The organism is Streptomyces sp. NBC_00986, assembly GCF_045162565.1.
Taxonomy (GTDB): domain Bacteria; phylum Actinomycetota; class Actinomycetes; order Streptomycetales; family Streptomycetaceae; genus Streptomyces.
In genome coordinates this window covers 479,250-502,864 of the sequence record NZ_CP108733.1, presented here as the reverse complement: position 1 = coordinate 502,864, position 23,615 = coordinate 479,250, and the positions used below count along the sequence as shown (strand labels likewise).

The window sequence follows — 23,615 nt, the reverse complement described above, 5'->3', positions numbered from 1 at the left end:
GCGCCTTCGGTGCCAACCGGTCCGCCCGCTGCTGGATCCGCTCCCGCGGTGTCCGCAGGCATGCCGACTGCGGACCCGCTTCCTCCGGTGCCCACCGGCCTCCCGTCCATGGACCCGCCGCCCCCGGCACCGACCGCCGGAATGAGCCCGCCGTCCGGGCCGCCACCGACCAGCGCCCCGGCCACGTTCATGGCGAGCCCCTATGCGGTGGGTGCGCCCGGAGCCGCCGGACCCACCCCGGAGGCACCGGCCCAGCCGGTACCTCCGGGGCCGCCGCCCGCCCCGTCGCCGGCCGCACCGGCCCGACTTCCGGACCCCGGGCCGTACTACTTCCTCACCGAGGCACCCGGGTACCCCGCCCAGGCGCCGGAGCTCCCCGGCTTCGGGCACCTCGGGCTGCCGCCGCTTCCCGACCTCATGTCACCGACCGCGACGACCGCGCCGTACTACTTCGTCCAGGAACCCGACGCGTCCGGTGCGCCGTCGGGACTGCCGCTCGACCAACACCCGGCCTTCGACGTGCAAGCGGTCCGCCGGGACTTCCCGATCCTGTCCGAGCTGGTCAACGGGCGGCCGTTGATCTGGCTGGACAACGCGGCGACCACGCAGAAGCCGCAGGCGGTGATCGACCGGCTGGTCGAGTTCTACTCGCGGGAGAACTCCAACATCCACCGGGCGGCGCACGAGTTGGCCGCCCGGGCGACGGACGCCTACGAGGGCGCCAGGAAGACCGTCGCCCGGTTCATCGGGGCGGGCTCCGCCGAGGAGATCGTGTTCGTCCGGGGCACCACCGAGGCGATCAACCTGGTCGCCAAGGCATGGGGTCCCGCGCACATCCGCGCCGGCGACGAGATCGTGCTCTCCCATCTGGAGCACCACGCCAACATCGTGCCCTGGCAGATGCTGGCGGAGCAGACCGGCGCGGTGATCAAGGTGATCCCGGTCGACGACAGAGGGCAGTTGCTGCTCGACGAGTACACCGCGCTTCTGTCGGAGCGGACCAAGCTGGTCGCGGTCACCCAGATGTCCAACGCGCTCGGCACCGTCGTACCGGTCGAGCAGGTCATCGAGATCGGACATCGCGCCGGGGCACGTGTCCTGGTCGATGCCGCGCAGTCGGTCCCGCACCTGCCGATCGACGTCAGGGCACTGGACGCCGACTTCCTCGTCTTCTCCGGGCATAAGTTGTTCGGACCGACCGGGATCGGGGTGCTCTACGCCAAACGCGAGGTCCTTGAGGACATGCCTCCGTGGGAGGGCGGCGGCAACATGATCACCGACGTGACCTTCGAGAAGTCCAGCTTCCAGCCGCCGCCGGGTCGTTTCGAGGCCGGTACCGGCAACATCGCCGACGCGGTGGGGCTGGCCGCGGCCATCGACTACGTCGAGCGCGTCGGCCTGCCGAACATCGCCGCCTTCGAGCACACCCTCGTCGAGCACGCCACCGAGGGCCTGCGCGGCGTGCCCGGGCTCCGGCTGGTCGGCACCGCGCCGAACAAGGCGAGCATCGTGTCGTTCGTCCTCGACGGCTACGAGCCGGCCGAGGTCGGCACAGCGCTCAACGAGGAGGGCATCGCGGTCCGTTCGGGCCACCACTGCGCGCAGCCGATCCTGCGCCGGTACGGACTGGAGGCCACCGTCCGGCCGTCGTTCGCCTTCTACAACACGCATGGGGAGGTGGACACGCTGATCGCGGCGGTCCACCGGCTCGCGGACCGCCGAGGCGGGCGCCGCTAGCCGTATGTGCCACCACAACCGGTACGGCGGAGACCTGTCCGAGGTCTCCGCCGTACCGGCACGAAGCCGGTCGTTCCGCTCTCCGGCAGGTCACTTCTTCAGCCAGCCGACCCTCGTGTAGTCGACGTCCGCGAGGCCGCTCGCGCCGTAGTTGGCCAGGTTCGAGCGGACCGCGAGGACCTGGGGGCGCTGGTAGACCGGGATGGAGTGGCCCAGCGCCCAGATCTTGGCGTCGGCCTCGTTGTAGAGCTTGTTCGCCTCGGTGGTGTCCGTGGTCTCGGTGGCCTTCTTCAGCAGGGCGTCGATCTCGGGGGAGCCGACCGAACCGTAGTTCTGGTAGAGGTTCTTGCCGGACGGCTCGCGGTAGATCGGGTACGCCTGGGAGCGGAAGATCTGGTCGACCCAACGGAAGCTCGTCAGATCGAAGTTGCCGATGGTGACGTACTTGGAGAAGTAGTCGTTCGACGGCACCTTCACGATGTTCAGCTTGATCCCGACCTGCGCCAACTGTGCCTGCACCAGCTCCGACTGGTCCACCTGCGCGGAGGTGGAGCCCGCGCTGAGCGTGTAACCGAGGGTGAGCTGCTTGCCGGCCTTGACCCGCTTGTCGCCCTGGAGCTTCCAGCCCGCCGCGTCCAGCAGCTCGCCCGCCTTCTTCAGGTCGTACGTGCCGTAGGTACCGGAGTTGTCCTGGTAGCCGGCCTGGTTGGGCATGAAGAAGTGGCTGCCGTACGGCTTCAGTTGGACGGGGAGGTCCTTGCCGAAGGCTGCGGCGATGGACGTGCGGTCGATGGCGTGCTGGAGGGCCTGGCGAACGCGGACGTCCTTGAGCGGGCCGCGCGCGCCGTTGAACTCGATGTGCACCTCGTCCCAGCGGGCGCCGACGCGGATGTCGGTGCCGGCCGCCTTGTACAGCCGCTTGTAGTCCTCGGGCAGGAGCGCGCTCGCGTAGTCGATCTCCTTGTTGAGGTAGGCGTCCGTCCAGGCGGAGTAGTCCAGGGCGCGGAAGACGATCGAGTCCAACTTGGGCTTCGTTCCCCACCAGTTGGGGTCCGGGACCGCTGTGATGGTCTGGGCCGCCTTGTCGTACGAGGAGATCTTGAAGGCGTTGCCGGTGATCGGGATCCGCTGCGTCCAGCCCTTGTTGAACTTGTCCGGGGTGCCGATCCCGGCGGCCGGCAGCAGCGGGTTGAAGAGGTGCTCCCAGTCGGCGTACGGCGTGGAGAAGGTGACCTTCACCTGGTGCGCGTCGGCGCCCTGTTCGACCTTGCCGATCTGCTCGTAGCCGGAGGTGTCGGCGGCCTCGTACGCCTTGTCCGTGCCGTTGTTCGCCTTCCACAGGGCCTCGAAGTCCCGCCAGCCGATGGCCTTTCCGTCGGACCACTTGGCTTTGGGGTTCAGCTTGTAGACGACCGTCTGCGGGCTGGTCGAGGTCACCGAGGCGGAGAGCAGGAAGTCAGTGTCGGGGTGGGACTCGCCCTGGGCGTCCGCCCAGAACAGCCGGGGCTCCACGAGTTCGTTGATGTCCGTCGCGTCGCCCTGGTTGCCGTTGGCGGTGTAGCGGTTGTAGTCCGCGATCCACTGCGAGATCGCCAGCTTGAGGGTGCCGCCCTGCTGGACGTCGCTCAGCGGACGGGCGTTGATCTCCTGGCTGCCGGCCGGGGCCGCGCTCTTCCGCGCGACGGGTTTGCCGTCGTCGGAGGAGCCGCAGCCGGTCACCAGCAACGCGGTGGCCGCGGTGGCGGCGATCCAGGCTGCGGCGGAGGTCTGTCGCATGTCGGTGTCCTTCGTGAGGCCGGTGATCATCGGTGGGCGCGCCGGGACTTCAGGTGGATGCACCGAACGTAGAACGGCCTACGACCCGCGGGGGAGACCCCCTGGACACCTGACATGTTCTCTTCATAGTGTGGCAACAAGACGCCTGGACCATTTCTTCTGTGCCTGCCTACCTGGCCAAACGACTCGGCTACTACGCCCTGTTGCTCCTGGCCGCCGTCTGCCTCTCCTACCTGCTGGCCTCCCTCGCGCTCCACCCGCGCGAGTACTACGCCGGCCGGCAGCCGCCCATCCCCGTGGCCTCGGTGAACCACCATCTCGACGAGATCGGCGTCAACGACCGCACCCCGCTCCTGACCCGCTTCCTGCGCTGGCTCGGACACGCGGTGCGCGGCGACCTCGGGCAGACCATCGACGGCACCTCCGTCAACGCCGAGTTCGGCCGCCGACTCGGGGTCAGCCTGCGGCTGCTGCTCGCCGGGACCGTGTTCGGGACCGTCGTGGGAGTGCTCGTCGGGGCCTGGACGGCGGCACGGCAGTACCGGTTCAGCGACCGGGCCGTCACCCTCGCCTCCTTCGCACTGCTCTCAACTCCCGTGTTCCTGCTGGCGATCCTCCTCAAGACCGGCGCGATCTGGTTCAACCAGACCACCGGCACGGACCTGATCCAGTTCACGGGAGAGAAGAGCCCCGGCGTCACCGGCGGCCTCTGGACCGTCCTCAAGGACCGCAGTGTGCACCTGCTCCTGCCCACCCTCTCCGTCGCGCTCTTCGCCGTCGCGAGCTACAGCCGCTACCAGCGCAACACGATGCTCGACGTCCTCGGCTCGGACTATCTGCGCACGGCGCGGGCCAAGGGCCTCGCCCGCCGCACGGTCTTCCTCAAACACGGACTGCGTACGGCCCTCATCCCCATGTCGACCTACTTCTCCTACGGCTTCCTCGCGCTGTTCACCGGTGCCATCTTCACGGAGACGATCTTCGGCTGGCACGGGATGGGGGAGTGGTTCGTCGCGTCGATCGGCAAGAACGACGTGAACTCCGTGGTCGCCGTGAACCTCTTCGCCGCCGTCACCGTGCTGCTCTCCGGTTTCCTCGCCGACGTCCTGCACGCAGCGCTCGACCCGCGCATCCGGCAGGCGTCATGACGACGGCCGTCATTGCCGAAGAGGCACCCGTCGCCGCCCCGCCCGCCGGTCGCGCCACCGTCGTGCTGCGCCGCTTCCTGCGCAACCGCACCGCCCTCGCCGGAGCCGTCGTCCTGGTACTGCTGTTCCTGCTGGCCTTCGTCGGGCCGTACGTCACCCCGTGGTCGTACAGCCACATCGACTACACCGCGCTGCGGGCCGCCCCCGACACCGACCACTGGTGGGGGACGAACCGGATAGGTCAGGACGTGTTCGCGCAGACCGTGCGCGGTCTGCAGAAGTCGCTGATCATAGGGCTGCTCGTCGCCGTGCTGTCGACCGGGCTCGCCTCGCTCGTCGGCGCCTGCGCCGGATACTTCGGCGGGTGGACCGACCGGCTGCTCATGTTCCTCGTCGACCTGCTGTTGGTCTTCCCGTCCTTCCTGATCATCGCGATCGTCTCGCCCCGGCTGAACTCCAGCGGCTGGTTCGCCCTGGTCGGGCTGCTCGGACTCTTCGCCTGGATGATCACCGCCCGGGTCGTGCGGTCCATGACCCGCTCCCTCAAAGAGCGCGAATTCGTGCGCGCCGCGCGGTACATGGGCGTCGGACCCTTCCGGATCATCTGGCGGCACGTGCTGCCCAACGTGGCCTCCTTCCTCATCATCGACGCGACCATCCAGGTCGGCGGCGCGGTGATGAGCGAGACCGCGCTGTCGTACTTCGGCTTCGGCGTCCAGCCACCCGACGTGTCCCTCGGCACGCTGATCGCCGACGGGACGAGCGCCGCGGTCACCTACCCCTGGATGTTCTTCTTCGCGGCCGGACTCCTGGTCGTCTTCGTCCTGGCGGTGAACCTGGTGGGCGACGGGCTGCGGGACGCGCTGGACCCCACCTCGAAAGGCGCCTCCCGATGAGCCCGATACTCCAAGTGACCGATCTGGACGTCGACTTCGACGGACGACCCGCCGTACGGGGGGTCGGTCTCACCCTCGAACGCGGTGAAGTCCTCGGTCTCGTCGGCGAGTCGGGCTCCGGCAAGTCCGCGACCGCGCTCGCCGTACTCGGCCTGCTCCCGGGCAACGCGACGGTACGCGGATCCGTCCGGCTCGACGGCCAGGAACTCGTCGGCGCCTCGGAGCGGCAGCTCACGAAGGTTCGTGGCAGCCGGGTCTCCATGGTCTTCCAGGACCCGCTGTCCGCGTTCACGCCCGTCTACCGGATCGGCGACCAGATCGCCGAGGCGGTACGCGCCCACCAGGACGTCTCCCGCGATCAGGCCCTGGAACGAGCCGTCGAACTGCTCGACGTCGTCGGGATCCCCGAACCCGCCCTGCGCGCACGGGCGTTCCCGCACGAGTTCTCCGGCGGCATGCGCCAGCGCGCGATGATCGCCATGGCGATGGCCAACGACCCCGACATCATCCTCGCCGACGAACCGACCACCGCCCTCGACGTCACCATCCAGGCCCAGGTGCTCGACGTCCTGCGCACCGCGCGGCGCGAGACCGGGGCCGCGTTGCTCCTGGTCAGCCACGACCTCGGTGTCATCGCCGGGACGGCCGACCGGGTGGCCGTGATGCACGGGGGACGGGTCGTCGAATCGGGCACGGCCGTCGACGTCTTCGAGCGGCCCCAAGAGCCGTACACGAAGCGGCTGTTGGCCGCCGTGCCCCGGATGGACACTCCGCGCGCACCCCAACCGCCCACCGGGGAAACGGTGTTGAAGGTACGCGGACTCACCAGGACCTTCCCCCTCCTCAAGGGAACCGCCTTCAAGCGCCGGATCGGCTCCGTGTACGCCGTCGACGGCGTCGACCTCGACATCAGGCGCGGCGAGACGCTTGCCCTCGTCGGCGAATCGGGGTCCGGGAAGTCGACGACGCTCTTCGAGCTGCTCGAACTGGCCCGCCCGGAAGGCGGATCGATCGAGCTGTTCGGCAGGGACCTCGCCCGGCTCGGCAAGGCGGAGGTGAAGGCCCTCCGCCGCCGCGTCCAGATCGTCTTCCAGGACCCGATGGCCTCCCTGGACCCGCGGATGCCCGTGGGGGACATCGTCGCCGAGCCGCTGCGCACCCAGGGGGTCGACCGGGCGACGATCGGGCGTCGCGTGCCCGAACTCCTCACCCAGGTCGGGCTGGACCCGGCACACGCGGAGCGCTACCCGCACGAGTTCTCCGGCGGCCAGCGGCAGCGCGTCGGCATCGCCCGCGCGCTGTCCGTCGAACCCGAACTGCTCGTCCTCGACGAACCGGTCTCGGCCCTCGACGTCTCCGTCCAGGCCGGCGTGCTCGAACTGCTGCGACGCCTCAAGGAAGAGCTGGGCCTCGCCTATCTCTTCGTCTCCCACGACCTGTCCGTCGTACGGAACATCGCCGACCGCGTGAGCGTGGTCTACCTCGGCCGCACGGTCGAGGCCGGCCCGGTCGACGAGGTCTTCGAGCGACCCCGGCATCCCTACACCCAGGCTCTCCTCTCCGCCGTACCCCTGCCGGATCCGGTACGCGAGCGGGCACGGCAGCGGTCGCGCATCCTGCTCGCTGGGGACCCGCCCAGCCCGACGCGACGCTACGGCGGCTGCCGGTTCCGGGCACGCTGCCCGCTCCACCGGCAGTTGGGGGACGGGGAGCGGAAACGGTGTGAGCAGGAGGTTCCGGTGCTCGACGGGGACGGGGCGGCCTGCCACTTCCCGCGTGTACGGGAGGTTGTCCTGCCGTCCTAGGGGGCGGGTCCGAGACGGTCGTCGTGGTGTGGGCTCGTGGATTCCCACGTGAGGGTGTGTCTGCGCCTCGGCTTCGGGGGCAGACGGCGATGGATCGGGTGCGAACGGCACCCGGCCGTGGACCGCCGCGAGGCGCCGACCCGTGGGAGCTCCGATGTCGACCGCCGTGCCGGGAAGAGCAGCAGGAGCGACCGGGGACGAACCTGAGGCGGTCCGGCGGGGTCGGTCGCCTGTTCTGCCCCGGGGTACCGGCAGTACCGCGGCGCGCATCGGCGTACTGACCGTCTGTCAGGCCGCCCTGATCGTGGGCTTCGGGCTCCTGATCACGGGACCGGCCCGGAACGTGTGGCCGCTGACGGTCGAGGACCATGTCGACGAGGGGTTCGAACGGATCCGTACGAGCTCGCTCACCACCCTGTCGTACCTCGGCTCGGAGGCGGGCAACACCCTCACGGTGATCGCCGTCACCCTGCTGAGCTGCGTGGCCCTGCTGCTCGTGCCCCGGCTGCCGATGTGGCGTCAGGCGGTGTTCCTCGCCGTCGCCGTCTCGCTCCAGGCACTGGTGTTCCTGGCCGTCACCGAGTCGGTGGACCGGACCCGCCCTCATGTGCACCGCCTCGACGCCTCCCCGCCCACGTCCAGTTACACCTCCGGCCACACCGGCGCGGCCACCGCGCTCTACGCCGGACTCGCGGTGCTCGTGCTGTCCCGGGTGCGCAGGCCGTGGCGGTGGCCGCTGGCCGGGCTGCTGTTCCTCGTGCCCCTGGCCGTCGGCGTTTCCCGCCTCTACCGGGGCATGCACCACCCCACGGACGTGATCGGCGGTATCGCCAACGGCACCCTGTCCCTGCTGATCGTCGGCCGCGCCCTGTTCACCGACGCGTCCGTGGCCGCCGTTCCCGCGCAGCGGACCGGGCACGCCGACACGACCGCGCGGGGCGAGGAGCGCGAGCCCGGCAGCACCGCCGTGATCTTCAACCCCACGGTGACCGACGCGGCGGCCCGCGAGAAACTGCGGCGGATCCTGGAACAACACGGCCACCGCGCACCGGAGTTCATCGAGACCACCGCCGACGACCCCGGCACCGGCCAGGCGACCGGAGCGGTCAGGGCCGGAGCGGACCTGGTCGTGGTCTGCGGCGGCGACGGAACCGTGCGGGCGGCCGCCGACGCCCTGGCAGGCAGCGGCGTACCGCTCGTCGTGGTGCCCTGCGGCACCGGCAACCTGCTGGCCCGCAACCTCGGCCTGCCGCTCACCCCCACCACCGCGCTCGACACCGCCCTGTCCGGCACCCCGCACCGCATCGACCTCGGCCGCATCGAGGGGGACGGCCTCGCCCCCACCCACTTCACCGCGATGTCCGGGGCCGGGCTCGACGCGGCGATGCTGGAACACACCGACGATCGCGCCAAGTCCGCCGTCGGCTGGCTCGCCTACGTACTCGCCACAGTCGGCACCCTGCGCACACCCCGGATGCGGCTGACGGTCCGGTTCGACGACGGGCCCGTCCTGCACCGCACGGCCCGCATGGTGCTCCTCGCCAACGTCGGCACCGTACAAGGCGGTCTGACACTCCTCCCGGCGGCCCGCCCCGACGACGGCCTGCTCGACGTGCTGATCCTCGACCCGCGCGGCCCCGGCGGCTGGATGCGCGCTCTGGGCATCCTGATGCGCGGTCGCGGGCGGAACGCGTGGCCCACGACCGTGGAAACCCTCGTCCCCGAGGGCACCGGCACGAAGGGCGTACCGGTGGAGTTCCGCACCTTCCGACGGGCCGAACTCACCTTCGCCGTACCGCAGTCGCGTGAACTCGACGGCGACCCGGTGTCCCACGGCCGGCGTCTCACCGCAGAGGTCCGCCCCGGCGCGCTGACCGTGCTGCTGCCCATCCGGGAGAAGTGAATGGGTACCGCCACCAAGGTCCCCGAGACCCGCGACATGACCGGCGACGACCTCTCGGCCGACGAGGCCCTGGCGTCGCTCCGCCGCTACGGCCGCTGGCCGCTGCTGCGCGACTCCTTCGTCCGGTTCCGCTACGCCGACGGCTTCAGCCATTCCCGCGCGCTCGCCCTGCAGACGGTGCTGGCGGTGATCCCGCTGGCCATCGCCTTCGTCGGCCTCTCCACGGCGCTGCACACGGAGAACATCGGACGACTCGCCGAACTGACCATCCACCGGATCGCGCAGGGGCCCAGCGCCGACGTCGTCGACGACGCACTGGACCGAAGCCGCCACAGCGCGGGCGACGGTGACGAGATCGCGCTCTGGTTCGGCCTGCTCTTCTCCCTGGTCAACGTCACCACCGCGATGTGCCAGATCGAACGCGGCGCCAACCGGATCTACGGGAACGAACGCGACCGCCCCTTCCACCAGAAGTACCTGCGCGGGCTCGTGATGTCGCTGAGCGCCGGGATCCCGCTCGGACTCGGGTTCGTCGTGATGGTGGCCGGCGGCGACCTGGCCGCCGCGGCGGCGACGGTGTACCACCTCGACGGCGATGCCAGGACCGCCTGCGAGATCCTGCGTTGGCCCTTCGGCCTGCTGCTCGCCCTCCTCTCGGCCAGCGCGATCTTCCGCCGGTCCCCCCGCCGCCGCCAGCCCGGCTACACGTGGCTGGCCTTCGGCGCCGCCGTCTACCTCGTCCTGTGGACGGCCCTGACCTGGCTGCTGAGCCTGTACCTGGACATCAGCGGATCCTTCGACACGGTCTACGGCCCGCTCAGCGCCTTCATGTCCCTGCTGCTCTGGGCCTACCTGACCTCCATCGCCCTCTTTCTGGGCCTGTCCTTCGCCGCGCAGCTGGAGGCCGCGCGGGCGCTGCGACCGGGTCCGATCGCAGCCGACCCGGGAGTGTGAAGAGTGGTTCGCGCCGCGGCCCAGCGCCTTCGTGACCTCCGTCGTCGGACGGCCGACCGCAGATTCGGCATCCACCTGTTCACTTCGGCCACGGTCGCTGCCACAGCTGCCGTCCCCTTCGGCCTGCTGCTCGTCCTGGTCGAGGGACACTGGCAGCCGCTGCGCCGTCTCGACGCGGGCGCGGCACGGAGGTTGAACGAGGCCGCCCTCGAACACCCGGCGTGGACAAGCACGTTGAGGTTCCTGTCCGACCGGGTGTGGGACCCGGTCACCCTGCGGACGGCCGTAGCGCTGCTGACCGTATGGCTGTTGTACCGCCGGGCCTGGCGTCTGGCCGCCTGGTCCGCCGTGACGGCCACGGCCGGTGGGCTCATCGGGCTGCTGGTCAAAATCGTGGTCGAGCGGGCCCGACCGTCTCTGGAGGACCCGGTCGCGCACGCACCGGGTTTCTCCTTCCCCTCGGGACACGCGATGACCGCGACCACCTCGTTCGCCATCTTCCTGTTGGTCCTGCTGCCCCTGGTGCCGCGTGCCCTGCGGGCGTTGTGCTGGGGCGTCGCGATCGTGTCCGTACTCGGCGTGGGCTTCACCCGGATCGCCCTCGGCGTCCACTGGTTCAGCGACGTCGTGGGCGGCTGGCTCCTGGGCCTCGCCGTCGTGGCCCTCACCACCTGGGCCTTCGAGGCCTGGCGCACCGACGCGGGCCGTCGCCCCGCCGGCTTGAGCGAGGGACTGGAGCCCGAACTCACCGGCGCCCACCCCGAATCCGACCCCTCCGTCCGGAACACACGGCGGATCGGTAGGTGACTGACGACCGAGTGCGCGAGATCCCAGGAGGAGCGTATTGGTCGGGCAATCGTGGGACCTTGTCCGCGGTTGGGTCGGCTCCGGAGGTAGCCCTGTGCGCAACACCCTTAGAGAGTGGGCGAGTTCCGCGCACCGGCACTGACGCGGGCATCACCGACCAGGCGCGTCGCAACTCCGCCTCGGCGCACTGAGCAGCAGGATCACAACGGCGTCGGCACTTGTTTGACGAGCCGTCAATAACTGACGGTGTCTCAGAATTGTATGAAGCGGCAGAAGTTGGCCTGCCAGGGCGCGGTCAATACGGCGATCGTGGCATGCTGCGATGTCGAGGCCCGCACGGGCAGTCGGCGCCCGGGTCGCGCAGACCCTGGGCAGGGTGGGGAAGGCGGTCGGATGGAGCGCTCTGGGGAGGAGCGCCTCCCGCGCGTGCTGCCCGGCGTCAGCGCTCCGCGTTTCGTCGGCCGAGCGGCCGAACTGCACCGGCTGACGGACGCCTTGGCCCGGCCGCCGGCCGCGGTCCTCGTCGAGGGCGAGGCCGGAATCGGCAAGAGCCGACTCGTCCAGGAGGCGCTGGAGGAGCCCGGTATCGCCGCCCGACGGCCGCTGTCCGCCATGTGCCCCCCGTTCCGGGAGGCCCTCACCCTGGGCCCGGTCGTCGATGCCGCCCGTGAGGCCCGGCCCGACGTGGCGGAGCTGGCCCTCACTCCCCTCGCCGGGGTACTGCGGCCGCTGTTCCCCGAGTGGACGCAGGACCTGCCGCCGTCGCCCGAGACGCTGTCGGACGCAGGCGCCGCCCGGCACCGGCTCTTCCGCGCACTGGCCGAACTGCTGGACGCCATGGGCGTCGGCGTGCTGGTCCTGGAGGACGTCCACTGGGCCGACGAAGCCACCCTGGACTTCCTGATGTTCCTCGCCTCCCGCCGGTCCCGCCGGATGAGCCTGGTGCTGACCTACCGTCCCGAGGACGTGGCGCCGGATTCCACGCTGATGCGGCTGACCTCCCGGCCACCGGCCGGCACCGGGTACGTACGGATCGGCCTCGGCGCGCTGGACGTGCCGCAGACCGCCGAGTTGATGTCGTCGATGCTGGACGGGGAACACGTCTCCGAGGCATTCGCGTCGTTCCTCCAGGAGCGGACCGACGGTGTGCCGCTGGCGATCGAGGAGTCCGTCCGGCTGCTGCGCGACCGGGCCGATCTGGTCCGGCGCGACGGCGAGTGGGTGCGCAGGACGCTGGCCGACATCGCCGTGCCGCCCACCATCCGGGACGCGGTCGCCGAGCGCGCCTCGCGCCTCACCCCGGTCGCGCAACGCGTCCTCCAGGCCGCCTCCGTGCTCGCCGAACCGGTCGGCTCGGCCGTCCTCGCGACGGTGAGCGGGCTCCCGAACAACGTTGTCGGCGAGGCCGTGGACGCCGCCGTACGCAGTGGACTGCTCGGCGAGGACCGCGCCGCCCGGGTCCGCTTCCGGCACGCGCTGGCCGCCCGTGCGGTCTACGACATGACACCCGCGCCCGACCGCCGAGCCCTGCACCGGGAAGCGGGCCGCGCACTGCGGGCCGTGACACCGCAGCCGGTGGCCCGGCTCGCCCACCACTACCGGGAGGCGGGGGACACCGGGCAGTGGCGCGAGTACGCGGAACGGACCGCGGACCTCGCCCTGGCCTCCGGGGACCATCGCACCGCTGTCGGACTGCTGCACGAGTTGCTCACCGAGAGCGATCCGCCCGCCGCCTCGGTGGCCCGGTGGGCACAGAAGATGCCGGTCCTGGCCTTCAACGGGCTCGTTGCCCGCGGCGACCTGACCCGCGCGCTGCGCAGGGTGCTGGACACAGAGGCGCTCGCCCCGCACGACCGCGCGGCCGTCCGCACCCAGCTGGGGCGCATGCTGCTGCACGCGGGCGAGTACGCGGCCGGCGCGGCGGAACTGGAGCGGGCACTGCCGGACCTGGCCGACGAACCGTTCCAGGCCGCCTGGGCGATGAACACGCTCGGCGCCCCGCCGAGCACCCTGATGACCGCCGGGGAACACCGCCGTTGGCTGGACCGGGCGGCCGACGCGGCCCGGCTGCCGATGACGGCGGACCAGCGGCTGGCTCTCGCGGTGGACCGGGCAACCGCCCTGCTGGACATGGGCGACGAGGTCGGCTGGGACGTGGTCGCGGAACTGCCCGACACCGCGACGACGCCCGAAGGAATGATGCAGCTGACCCGCAGCGGACTCAACATCGGTAACGGGGCCATGCGTTGGGGCCGCTATGACCAAGCCAGAGCGCTGCTGACGACCGGGCTGGCCAGGGCCGAGGGACACCGGTACCGGCGGCTGCACGACATGATCCTGGTGACGCTGGTGCACCTGGACTGGTTCACCGGCGCCTGGGACGGACTGGCCGAGCGGGCCGCCGCCCTGGCAGAGGTGGACGAGGAGCCGCTGCTCCAGCTGGACGCCCTGCTGGTCACAGCCCTGCTGGACGGGGCGGTCGGCGGCGGCGACGCGAACCCCGGCCAAGTGGCGGTGGCCGAGGGCGGGTTGGGCACCGTCGAGGAGCGGCTGCGCCAGGTGCTCGACGCGGGGCTGCGGCGCGGCATCGTGGATCTGCCGCTGGAGCCCGCGGCCGCCCTCGCGCGGATCCGGCTCGCCGAGGGGTCGGCCGCAGAGGCGCTGGAGTTGACGGAGGGACCGGCCGACGTCGTGGCCCGCAAGAACATCTGGCTGTGGGCCACCGAGTTCGCACCGGTACGGACCGGCGCGCTTCTCGCGGTCCAACGGCCCGACCAGGCACGGCAGTTCGTCGCGGACCTGGCCGAAGGTCTCAGCGGCAGGAACCTCCCGGCAGCGCACGCGGCCCTGGAGACGTGTCTCGGAGTGCTGGCGGAAGGAGAGGGCCGCAGTGTCGACGCAGCCGCCGCGTTCGGCCGGGCCGCCACCGCCTGGACGCGCCTGCCGCGACCGTATGACGCACTGCTCGCGACCGAACGCCGGGCCGGCTGCCTGCTGACAGCGGGGGACAGGGACACCGGACTGGCCGAACTCGCCCACGTGCAGGCGGGATTCACGGCTCTGGGAGCACGGAAGGACGCCGACCGGGTGCACCTCGCGCTTCGTGCGGCCGGGGCTCCGGTACGACAGGTGTGGCGCGGCGGGCGGCGCGGCTACGGCGACCAACTGTCGCCGCGCGAGCTGGAAGTGGCCCGGCTGATGCTCACCGGTCTGACCAACCCGGCCATCGCACGAGCACTCTCCCGATCCCCGAAGACCGTTGCCGCGCAACTGAACTCCGCGATGCGCAAATACGGAGTGACCTCGCGCACCGCACTCGCGGTCACCCTGACACAGGCCGGAATCACCCCGCCGGAAGGCCACGTCACCGGCGCGCGCTCCGATCTTTAGGTCATCCGCCCCATCGCGAGGACACACGGCGACCATCGATACTCGATGCGCGCACGATCCCCGAGCCGGCCTGCACCTGGGCATGACCGGAAGGGCGTCATCCATCGGATGAGCAGCACCCCCGAACCGAAGTCCGGCGCACCGAGCGCCCGTACAGACATCCCCGCCACCGGAGCGCGGCACACCGAAGTGCCGCCCACCGGAGCGCGACACCCCGAACCGACGCCCGCCGCACCGGGCGTACCCGCCGACGACACGACGTCGGACCCCGCCTGCGCGGACGACTCGTACAGCGGTTACGAACCTCTCTGATCCCGGCCCGACCGGGTCCTGAACGCGACGAAAAGGGTGCCCCCTTGCTGTCCTCAAGACGTGCGCGCATGCGCGCACCCCTCTCCCTTCTCATAGCGGGCTGTCTCGGCGCCGCTGCTCTCACCGCGATACAACCGGCCACCGCCTCGGCGGCCACCCCCAGTTCCTCGGCCTCCTCGTCCGCCGCCGACTCCGCCAAGTCCTCCGACCTGCTCAACGCCGTGCCGCAGGACAACGTCCCGCAGAACTACGTCCCGGCCGGCTGCAACAACCCGAGCCTCAAGGACGGCGTGGCCCAGTGCTTCGCCGACGTGCGTACCGGCTCCGACCACATCGTCCGGCCGCAGGTGAGCGCGCCCCCGTCCGCGGCGTTGGGCCCGGCCGACATCCAGGCGGCCTACAGTCTTCCCGCCGGCGGCGAGGGCAGGACGGTCGCGATCGTCGACGCGTACGGCGACTCCCACGCCGAGGCCGACCTGGCCGCGTACCGCGCGTACTACGGGCTGCCCGAGTGCACCACCGCCAACTCCTGCTTCCGCAAGGTCGATCAGAGCGGTGGCACGGACTATCCCGCCGACGACGAGGGCTGGGCGCTGGAGACCGCGCTCGACCTCGACGCCGTCTCCTCCGCCTGTCCGGCGTGCAACATCCTTCTCGTGCAGGGTGATTCGGCAAGCCTTGACGACCTGGGCACCGCGGTCGACACCGCCGTACGCCTGGGCGCCAAGTACGTCTCCAACTCCTACGGTCTGCCCGGCGAGAGCGCCTCCGAGACCGCGTACGACCACCACTACGACCACCCCGGGGTGGCCGTGGTCGCGTCCACCGGCGATACCGGCCATGTCCAGAACTGGCCTGCCACCAACCCCGATGTGGTGGCCGCCGGCGGCACCCGGCTGACCCGCACCGCGGACACCGAACGCGGCTGGACGGAGTCCGCCTGGACCTCCGGCGGATCGGGCTGCTCGCTGTACGAGACCCAGCCCACCTACCAGCGGGGGCTCGCCACCGGCTGCGACACCCGGGCGACGGCCGACGTCGCCGCGGTCGCCGACCCCGCGACCGGCCTGGCCGTGTACGACACGGTGGGCAGGGACGGCTGGCTGCAGGTCGGCGGCACCAGCCTCTCCGCACCGCTGATCACGGCGATGTACGCGCTGGCGGGCACCCCCGTCGAGGGCACCTACCCGGTGACCTACCCGTACATCAACGCCTCCGGGCTGACCGATGTCACCGAAGGGTCCAACGACGACTGCGGCACGGTGGTGTGCACCGCCGGCCCCGGCTGGGACGGACCGACCGGTCTCGGCACCCCGGTCGGAGTGTCCGCGCTGGCCTTCGGCGTCCATGGAACGCTGTCCGGACGAGTCACCGACAGCGTGTCCGGCGCCCCGCTGGCCGGTGCGGCGCTGGCCGTCTCCGAAGAGGCGACGGGCGGCCGGGAGTACCACGTCACCACCGACGCCGAAGGCGCGTACAGCCTCCCCGTCGCGGTGGGCGAGTACCGGATCACCGCCACCGACTTCGGCTACCGGGAGAACACCAGCTCCGGAGTGAGCGTCGCCGAGAACCAGAGCACCACCGCAGACCTGACCCTGGTGAAAGTGCCGACCCGGACGGTGTCCGGCACGGTGAAGGATGGCAGCGGGCACGGCTGGCCCCTGTACTCGAAGATCACCATCGACGGCTATCCCAACGGAGCCCTCTACACCGACCCCTACACCGGCAGGTACAGCGTGGACCTTCCGGAGGAGGCCACCTACGCCGTCCATGTGGCCCCGGTCTACCCCGGCTACCAGAGCACGGACCTGAGTGTCCCGGTGGGCACCGCCGACGTACGTGCCGACGTGGCCCCGGACGTGGACCTGACGGCCTGCGTGGCGCCCGGCCACGCGTACCCGGGCGCGGCCGACTTCGGAGGCTGGACCGGCACGACACCGGAGCACGGCTGGACGGTCGTCGATCACGGGACGGACGGCGCCACCTGGGACTTCGCCGACAGCTTCCTGGCCAACTACACGGGCGGAACCGGGAACTGGGCCGCCGCCGACCCCTGGGGCCGGGGCGGTGTCCATGAGGACACCGAACTCATCTCGCCCACCTTCAGCCTGGCAGGCCAGAGCTCACCCGTCCTCCGCTTCTACGCCCTCTACGCAGCCAGCAAGGATTCGGCGGCGACCGTCGACCTCAGCCTCGACTCGGGCGCGACGTGGACCACGGTGTGGCACCGGGACACGGCCGAGTACCTGGGCCACGTCGAGGTTCCCCTGACCCAGGCGGCAAACGCGAAGCACGTCAAGGTGCGCTTCCACTACTCCGGCAGCGGCCTGTCGATCTGGCAGCTCGACACCGTCACCGTCGGCTCCTGCGCAACTGTGAGCGGAGGCATCGTCGCCGGAAAGGTCGTCGACGGCAACACGGGCGACGCCATCACGCCCGCCACCATCACCGACACCGCCGACGGCTACGCGACGGCGACCACCGCGGCGACCCCCGACGACCCGGCGTCCGACGGCTACTACTGGCTGTTCAGCGCCCCCGCCGGACGGCACACGTACCGGACCGCCGCCGCCCGCTACACCACCTCGACCGGCACCTTCACCACGCGGCCGGACAAGGTCAACCGGTTCGACCGCACGCTCAAGGCGGGCCGCCTGGCGGTGAGTTCGGCCGGTCTCTCCGTCAGCGAGACGCTGGGCGGATCAGGGAGCAAGAAGGTCACCTTCACCAACAAGGGGCAGGCGCCGCTGCACGTCAACCTCGGTGAGCAGAGCACCGGTTACACCTCGCCGGACGGGATCTCCACGACCACCTCGGATTCCTCGGCGGGGGCCCCGACGCTGCGCGTGAAGGGCAACTACTCACCCGGACCGATGAGTTCCCTCCCCTCGGCCACGAAGAGCACGTCGAGCGAGCCGTCCGCCACTGCATCGACGGGTCCCTGGACCGGTATCGCCGACTACCCCGAGCCCGTCATGGACAACGCCGTGGGCACCTACCAGGGCAAGGTCTACTCCGTCGCCGGAGTCTCCGGTCTCTTCGGCGGGGAGTACCTCGACCGCGGCTATGTGCACGACCCGTCCACCGATGCCTGGACCCCCATCGCCGACCTCCCCGAGGCCCTGGAATCACCGGGTGGGGCGTTCATCGACGGGACCATGTACGTCGCCGGCGGCTGGACCGAGAGCGGTGCCCGCGCCTCGCTCTACGCGTACCACCCCACCACCGACACCTGGACCCGCCTCGCCGATCTGCCCCAGGCGATCGGCATGCCGAACGTGACCACCCTCGACGGCAGCCTCTACGTCATCGGAGGCTGCACCGGATCCGGCTGCGGAGACAGCGTCAGCACCGTCTACCGCTACACCCCGGCCACCAACAGCTGGACCCGCCGCGCCGACTACCCGTTCACCATGGAACGCGGGGCCTGCACCGGTATCACCGGTGAACTGGTGTGCGCCGGCGGCATCACGGTCGTCGGTGGAGGGGTCGCCCCCCCCAAGGGACAGACCTACCGCTACAGTCCCGCCGCCGACACCTGGACCCGTGCGGCCGACATGCCCGACGCGAGCTGGGGCGCCACCGCCAGCGGGAACGACGGCAGACTCCAGGTCGTCGGCGGCATCGTCGGAACGGCCGCGGTCAACACCGTCGCCGAATACGACCCGGTGTCCAACTCCTGGTCCAGCCTGCCCAACACCGGCTCCGCCGTCCTCCGGGCCGGCGGCGGCTGCGGGATCTACCGCATCGGGGGCATGACCGCGGCCCTGGACGCCGTCTCCGCGGCCGAGATCCTGCCCGGGCACGACCAGTGCGACGGCGACGACGTCACCTGGCTGTCGGCGGACAAGACCTCGTTCGATCTCGCCCCCGGCCGGTCCACCACGGTCACCGTCCACGCCGACGCCTCCGCCGTGGACAGGGCGGGCACGTACACCGCGCGGCTCACCTACAGCACCGACGCTCCCTACGCCGGAGCGTCGGTGAAGGTCAGCCTCAAGGTCGAGGTCCCCCGCACCTGGGGCCATCTCTCCGGAACGATCACCGACAAGCGCACGGGAGCACCACTCGCCGCGGCCACCGTCCTGATCTGCCCGGTGGCGCACGCCGGAACGACCGGCTGCGGCCACCTCGTACACACCGTACGCACCGACTCCGACGGCCACTACGACCTCTGGCTCGACGCCCGCCCGAGCCCGCTGCGGATCACGGCCTCTGCCGCCGGCCACCGCTCGGCATCCAAGGAGGTGACCCTGCTGCCGGGCCGCGCCACGACGGCCGACCTGTCGCTGACCGCGACCTGACCCCACCGTCACCCCGCGCCCGCCCGGACTCTCTGTCCGGGCGGGCGCGGCTTCGCCCTGTTCCTGCGCACACCCCGAGACGGGTGTCCCTCGGTGGGTGTGGACGGTCCGCGCCGCGAGGAACTGGGACCGCGTGCCGATGTCTGTCCAGGCAGGACGTTGTCGTGGTCGCTGCGCTGACACCACTTCCCGACCGGACCCTCAACGGGCGGTTCCAGCAACAGTCGTTGGCCATCCTGACGAGGCCGGGTCGGGTCTCGGACGTGAGCCCGGGGCCCGACCTCACGGCTGTGTTCTTCCGACCCATTGTGGTTGGGCCCGCGCCCCCTTACTGTTCGGCTTTGCCTGAGTCTGTTTGATGCTGTTCGCCCAGTCGGTCTGGAGGCCGCCGTGCGGGATGGTCGGAACGGTTCAGAGGGTGCGAGACCCGGTCGCCGTCGGTGGTGGAGGGCGATCCTCGCGACTGCCGCGACCATCGCCCTGGCGGTGGGCATGACCGCGCCAGCCACGGCGGTCGCGCAGGACGTCGGAGAGCAGCCTCCCGCCGTCGCGTCGCAGGCGCACACCGTGACTCTCGACGGCTACTCCTTCCTCGTCGACGGCAAACGCACCTACCTGTGGTCTGGCGAGTTCCACTACTTCCGCCTCCCGAGCCAGGACCTGTGGCGCGACATCTTCCAGAAGATGAAGGCCGCCGGCTTCAACTCGACCTCCCTGTACTTCGATTGGGGCTACCACTCACCGAAGCCGGGCGTGTACGACTTCACCGGGGTGCGGGACGTCGACAAGCTCCTCGACATGGCCCAGGAGGCCGGCCTCTACGTCATCGCCCGCCCGGCGCCGTACATCAACGCGGAGGTCGACAGCGGCGGCCTGCCCGGCTGGCTGACCACCAAGGCGGGCAACAACCGCAGCGACGACCCGCGGTTCCTGAAGTACGCGGACGAGTGGCTGACCCAGATCGACCGGATCATCGCCCGCCACCAACTCACCAACGGCACCGGGTCAGTGATCGCCTACCAGGTCGAGAACGAGTACTACAACGGCTCGGCCGCCGGCCGTTCCTACATGCAGCACCTGGAGGACAAGGCCCGCGCCGACGGCATCACGGTCCCGCTGACCGGCAACAACAACGGCACCTTCAACTCCGGTACCGGCGCCCTGGATGTCGACGGCCCGGACTCCTACCCGCAGGGCTTCGACTGCTCCAACCCCGCGAAGTGGAACGGCGTCCCCGACATCAGCTACGACCACCCGGCCGGAAAACCGCTGTACTCACCGGAGTTCCAGGGCGGCGCCTTCGACCCCTGGGGCGGACCCGGTTACGACAAGTGCGCCCAGCTGATCAACGACCAGTTCGCCAACGTCTTCTACAAGCAGAACATCGCCGTCGGCGCGACCGCGCAGAGCTTCTACATGACCTACGGCGGCACCAACTGGGGCTGGCTCGGCATGCCCGAGAACTACACGTCGTACGACTACGGGGCCGCGATCCGCGAGACCCGCCAGCTCGATCCGAAGTACGACGAGGACAAACTCATCGGCTACTTCACGCAGTCGGTCGCCCCGCTGACCAAGACCGAGGCGATCAGGGCCACACCGCCGGACGACTCCGCGGTCGTCGACACCGCCCGGATGAACCCCGACACCAAGACGCAGTTCCACGTCCTGCGGCACGGCAACTCCACGTCCACGGCAGTCGACAAGACCCACATCTCCCTGGACTTCAACGCCCAGCCGACCACGGACACCACCTACACCTGGGACGACCCCGACTCCGCGCTCCAGTACGCCGGTTCGTGGTCCCATGTGGCCAACACGAGCTACACCGGCGGCGATTACCAACACACCGAATCGTTCTCGAACAAGGCGGGCGACTCGCTCACCGTCCCCTTCGACGGCACCGCGATCCGCTGGATCGGCTCGAAGACCAACAACCACGGCAACGCAGACGTCTACCTCGACGGCACCAAGACGGCCACGGTCGACGACTCCGGCAGCGAGAGCCAGGCGGTGCTCTTCCAGAAGACCGGCCTGACGCCCGGCGCGCACACGCTGAAGATCGTGGTCGCCGGGAGTCACGGCTCGGGATCCACGGACAACTACGTGGCCGTCGACGCCATCGACGTGCCCACGGCCGCCACCGTCGAGCCGACCTACCCGGTCGTGCCCCAGCAGCCCGGCACCGCGATCACCCTCGACGGCCGCGACTCCCACGTCATCGTGGCCAACTACCGCCTCGGACAAGCGCAGTTGCAGTACTCGACCTCCGAGATCATGACCAGCGCGACCATCGGGGACCGGGACATCGGCGTGCTCTACGGCGACCAGGGCAGCGACGGCGAGACCGTCCTGCGCTACGCCACCAAGCCCACCGTGACCGCCGACGGCGGTACGATCAGCACCACTTGGGACCCGGCCACCGGAGACCTGCGCCTCAACTACACACACCAGGGCCTGATCCGCATCACCATCAGCGGCGACGGACAGCGCCCGCTCCTGCTGCTCGTCGGCGACAAGTCCACCGCGAAGACCTTCTGGCGTCAGGACACGGCGAGCGGCCCCGTGCTCGTGCGCGGCACCCATCTCCTGCGGACGGCGACCAGCCTGCACGGCGGCCACACCGTGGCGCTCACCGGCGACAACGCCGACGACAAGAACATCGAGGTGTTCACCTCCGCAGCCCAAGTCACCTGGAACGGCAGGACATTGGGCACCGATGCCATCGACACGGGGAGCCTCACCGGGAAGATCCCGGCGGCCGCCCCGATACATCTGCCGACGCTCACGAACTGGAAGCACGCCGAGGAATCCCCCGAGGCGGCCCCCGGTTTCGACGACACCAGCTGGCAGGTGGCCGACAAGTCGACCACCAACAGCGTCTCCGGCGTCAACTCACCGCCGGTGCTCTACGCGGACGACTACGGCTTCCACACCGGCAACACGTGGTACCGCGGCCGATTCCGCGCCACGGGCAAGGAGACCGGCATCCACCTGGTCTCGGACTCCGGCGGAGGCGCCCAGGCGTTCTCCGCCTGGCTGAACGGAACCTTCCTGGGCAGCTCCACCACGGGCAGCGGTGACTTCACCTTCCCGGCCGGCTCCGTGAAGTCCACCGGCGACAACGTCCTCTCCGTGCTCACCGTCAACATGGGGCACGAGGAGGACTACAACTCCACCAACGGCAACAAGACCGCGCGCGGCCTGACCAGTGCCTCCCTCGTCGGCGCGCCGCTCACGTCCGTCACCTGGCGCCTCCAGGGCGTACGGGGCGGCGAGGACCTCCAGGACACCGTCCGCGGCCCGCTCTCGACGGGCGGCCTCTACGGCGAGCGGGCCGGCTGGTCCCTGCCGGGCTACCCGGATGCCAACTGGAGCCGCGTGTCCCTCCCGACAACCGACACGACACCCGGAGTCTCCTGGTACCGCACCGACGCCAACCTGGACCTGCCGCACGGCCAGGACACGTCGCTCGGGCTGACGTTCACCGACGACCCGGCCCGCAAGTACCGCGCCACGATCTTCGTGAACGGCTGGCAGGTCGGCAACTACGTCAACTACCTAGGCCCGCAGCACACGTTCCCGGTTCCCAACGGCATCCTGAACCCGAACGGCCACAACAGCATCGCCATCGCCGTCTGGAACCTCGACGGCAGTACCGGCGGCCTCGGCAAGGTCGCGCTGACCAACTACGGCAGCTACGCCTCCTCCCTGCGCGTCGCGCAGAACGACAGCCCTCGCTACGACGCCCGGACCTACGCCATGCCGAAGCGACCGGGAGCGGACGTCACCCTGGACGTGCCGGACACCGCCCAGCCGGGACAGGCCTTCACCGCCCGGGCGACGGTGCGGGTACCGAAGGACCGTCGGTCAGCTTCCGGACTGACGGCGTCGCTCTCCGCCCCCGACGGCTGGAGCGTGAGCGCCCCGAGCCCCACGTCGGTCAAGCGCCTGCAGCCCGGTGCGTCGGCCACCTTCACCTGGCAGGTCGAGCCGCCGACCGGAACGCTGCCATCCGCCTCGGCACTCACCGCCACCGTGCACTACCGGCAGAACGGACGGCAGGCCGTCATCGCCGACGAGCGCATCGTCGGCGGAATACCGCCCGCTCCGCCTGCCAGGAAGAGCGACGTGAGCGCCCTGCCGTTCCTGTCCTCCACGAACGGCTGGGGCCCGGTGGAACGGGACACCAGCGTCGGCGAGCAGGCGGCCGGGGACGGTCGTCCGATCACCGTCGCGGGCGTCGGTTACGCCAAGGGCCTGGGCACCAACTCCGTCAGCGACGTCCAGCTCTACCTCGCCGGGCAGTGCTCGCGGTTGACGGGGGATGTCGGCGTCGACGACGAGACGGGCGGCGCGGGCACGGTGACGTTCTCCGTGATCGCCGACGGCAAGACCCTGGTCACCACGCCGACGATCCGCGGCGGACAGGCCGCGGTGCCGATCGACGTCGACGTCAGCGGCGCCCAGGTGATCGACCTCAAGGTCGGTGACGCGGGCGACGGCAACGGGAACGACCACGGGGACTGGGGGATGCCGACGCTGACGTGTGAGTGAGCGTCGCTTCGTTCGCGGGTTGTCGC

Annotated in this window: 12 protein-coding genes; 11 read left to right on the top strand and 1 reads right to left on the bottom strand. The window is 70.6% G+C overall.

The features are described from left to right. The first annotated feature begins 60 nt into the window (after positions 1 to 60). Positions 61 to 1,737, top strand: coding sequence for a family 2A encapsulin nanocompartment cargo protein cysteine desulfurase (locus OG504_RS02095; protein WP_405988099.1), 1,677 nt, complete (start codon positions 61 to 63; stop codon positions 1,735 to 1,737). Between the two features lie 90 nt (positions 1,738 to 1,827). Here OG504_RS02095 and OG504_RS02090 read toward each other — a convergent pair whose 3' ends face one another. Next, positions 1,828 to 3,513: an ABC transporter family substrate-binding protein gene (locus OG504_RS02090; RefSeq protein ID WP_405988098.1), complete on the bottom strand. Its 1,686-nt coding sequence runs from the start codon at positions 3,511 to 3,513 to the stop codon at positions 1,828 to 1,830. A gap of 161 nt (positions 3,514 to 3,674) precedes the next feature. Here OG504_RS02090 and OG504_RS02085 point away from each other — a divergent pair, with 161 nt between their 5' ends. From OG504_RS02085 to OG504_RS02040, 10 genes are all read left to right on the top strand, one after another. Further along, the gene (locus OG504_RS02085; RefSeq protein WP_405988097.1) at positions 3,675 to 4,661 is read left to right on the top strand and encodes an ABC transporter permease; all 987 of its coding nucleotides are present in this window, start codon (positions 3,675 to 3,677) and stop codon (positions 4,659 to 4,661) included. Further along, complete coding sequence (locus OG504_RS02080) at positions 4,658 to 5,557, top strand: ABC transporter permease (RefSeq protein WP_405988096.1); 900 nt, start codon at positions 4,658 to 4,660, stop codon at positions 5,555 to 5,557. The genes OG504_RS02085 and OG504_RS02080 overlap by 4 nt, the downstream gene beginning before the upstream one ends. Next, positions 5,554 to 7,362, top strand: a complete 1,809-nt coding sequence (locus OG504_RS02075) for a dipeptide ABC transporter ATP-binding protein (RefSeq protein WP_405988095.1) — start codon at positions 5,554 to 5,556, stop codon at positions 7,360 to 7,362. Before OG504_RS02080 ends, OG504_RS02075 begins: the two co-directional genes overlap by 4 nt. Before the next feature lie 154 nt (positions 7,363 to 7,516). After that, positions 7,517 to 9,265 (top strand): diacylglycerol kinase family protein, encoded by a 1,749-nt coding sequence (locus OG504_RS02070; RefSeq protein ID WP_405988094.1) that lies wholly within the window; start codon positions 7,517 to 7,519, stop codon positions 9,263 to 9,265. Beyond that, positions 9,266 to 10,219, top strand: coding sequence for a YihY/virulence factor BrkB family protein (locus tag OG504_RS02065; RefSeq protein ID WP_405988093.1), 954 nt, complete (start codon positions 9,266 to 9,268; stop codon positions 10,217 to 10,219). 3 nt (positions 10,220 to 10,222) lie between these two features. Next, entirely contained in the window at positions 10,223 to 11,026 is an 804-nt protein-coding gene (locus OG504_RS02060) for a phosphatase PAP2 family protein (RefSeq protein WP_405988092.1), read from the top strand. A gap of 393 nt (positions 11,027 to 11,419) precedes the next feature. After that, positions 11,420 to 14,416: a helix-turn-helix transcriptional regulator gene (locus OG504_RS02055; protein ID WP_405988091.1), complete on the top strand. Its 2,997-nt coding sequence runs from the start codon at positions 11,420 to 11,422 to the stop codon at positions 14,414 to 14,416. A 108-nt stretch (positions 14,417 to 14,524) separates the two neighbouring features. Next, entirely contained in the window at positions 14,525 to 14,728 is a 204-nt protein-coding gene (locus OG504_RS02050; RefSeq protein ID WP_405988090.1) for a hypothetical protein, read from the top strand. 68 nt (positions 14,729 to 14,796) lie between these two features. Further along, positions 14,797 to 19,032 (top strand): carboxypeptidase regulatory-like domain-containing protein, encoded by a 4,236-nt coding sequence (locus OG504_RS02045; RefSeq protein ID WP_405988089.1) that lies wholly within the window; start codon positions 14,797 to 14,799, stop codon positions 19,030 to 19,032. 492 nt (positions 19,033 to 19,524) lie between these two features. Next, positions 19,525 to 23,589 (top strand): beta-galactosidase, encoded by a 4,065-nt coding sequence (locus tag OG504_RS02040; RefSeq protein WP_405988088.1) that lies wholly within the window; start codon positions 19,525 to 19,527, stop codon positions 23,587 to 23,589. The last annotated feature ends 26 nt before the right edge of the window (positions 23,590 to 23,615 follow it).

What these genes read in the sequence shown, in the direction of transcription:
- OG504_RS02095 (WP_405988099.1), top strand. Translation starts at nt 61, where the DNA reads ATGCCGACTGCGGACCCGCTTCCTCCGGTGCCCACCGGCCTCCCGTCC.
- OG504_RS02090 (WP_405988098.1), bottom strand. Translation starts at nt 3,513, where the DNA reads ATGCGACAGACCTCCGCCGCAGCCTGGATCGCCGCCACCGCGGCCACC.
- OG504_RS02080 (WP_405988096.1), top strand. Translation starts at nt 4,658, where the DNA reads ATGACGACGGCCGTCATTGCCGAAGAGGCACCCGTCGCCGCCCCGCCC.
- OG504_RS02075 (WP_405988095.1), top strand. Translation starts at nt 5,554, where the DNA reads ATGAGCCCGATACTCCAAGTGACCGATCTGGACGTCGACTTCGACGGA.
- OG504_RS02070 (WP_405988094.1), top strand. Translation starts at nt 7,517, where the DNA reads ATGTCGACCGCCGTGCCGGGAAGAGCAGCAGGAGCGACCGGGGACGAA.
- OG504_RS02065 (WP_405988093.1), top strand. Translation starts at nt 9,266, where the DNA reads ATGGGTACCGCCACCAAGGTCCCCGAGACCCGCGACATGACCGGCGAC.
- OG504_RS02055 (WP_405988091.1), top strand. Translation starts at nt 11,420, where the DNA reads ATGGAGCGCTCTGGGGAGGAGCGCCTCCCGCGCGTGCTGCCCGGCGTC.
- OG504_RS02050 (WP_405988090.1), top strand. Translation starts at nt 14,525, where the DNA reads ATGAGCAGCACCCCCGAACCGAAGTCCGGCGCACCGAGCGCCCGTACA.
- OG504_RS02045 (WP_405988089.1), top strand. Translation starts at nt 14,797, where the DNA reads ATGCGCGCACCCCTCTCCCTTCTCATAGCGGGCTGTCTCGGCGCCGCT.
- OG504_RS02040 (WP_405988088.1), top strand. Translation starts at nt 19,525, where the DNA reads ATGACCGCGCCAGCCACGGCGGTCGCGCAGGACGTCGGAGAGCAGCCT.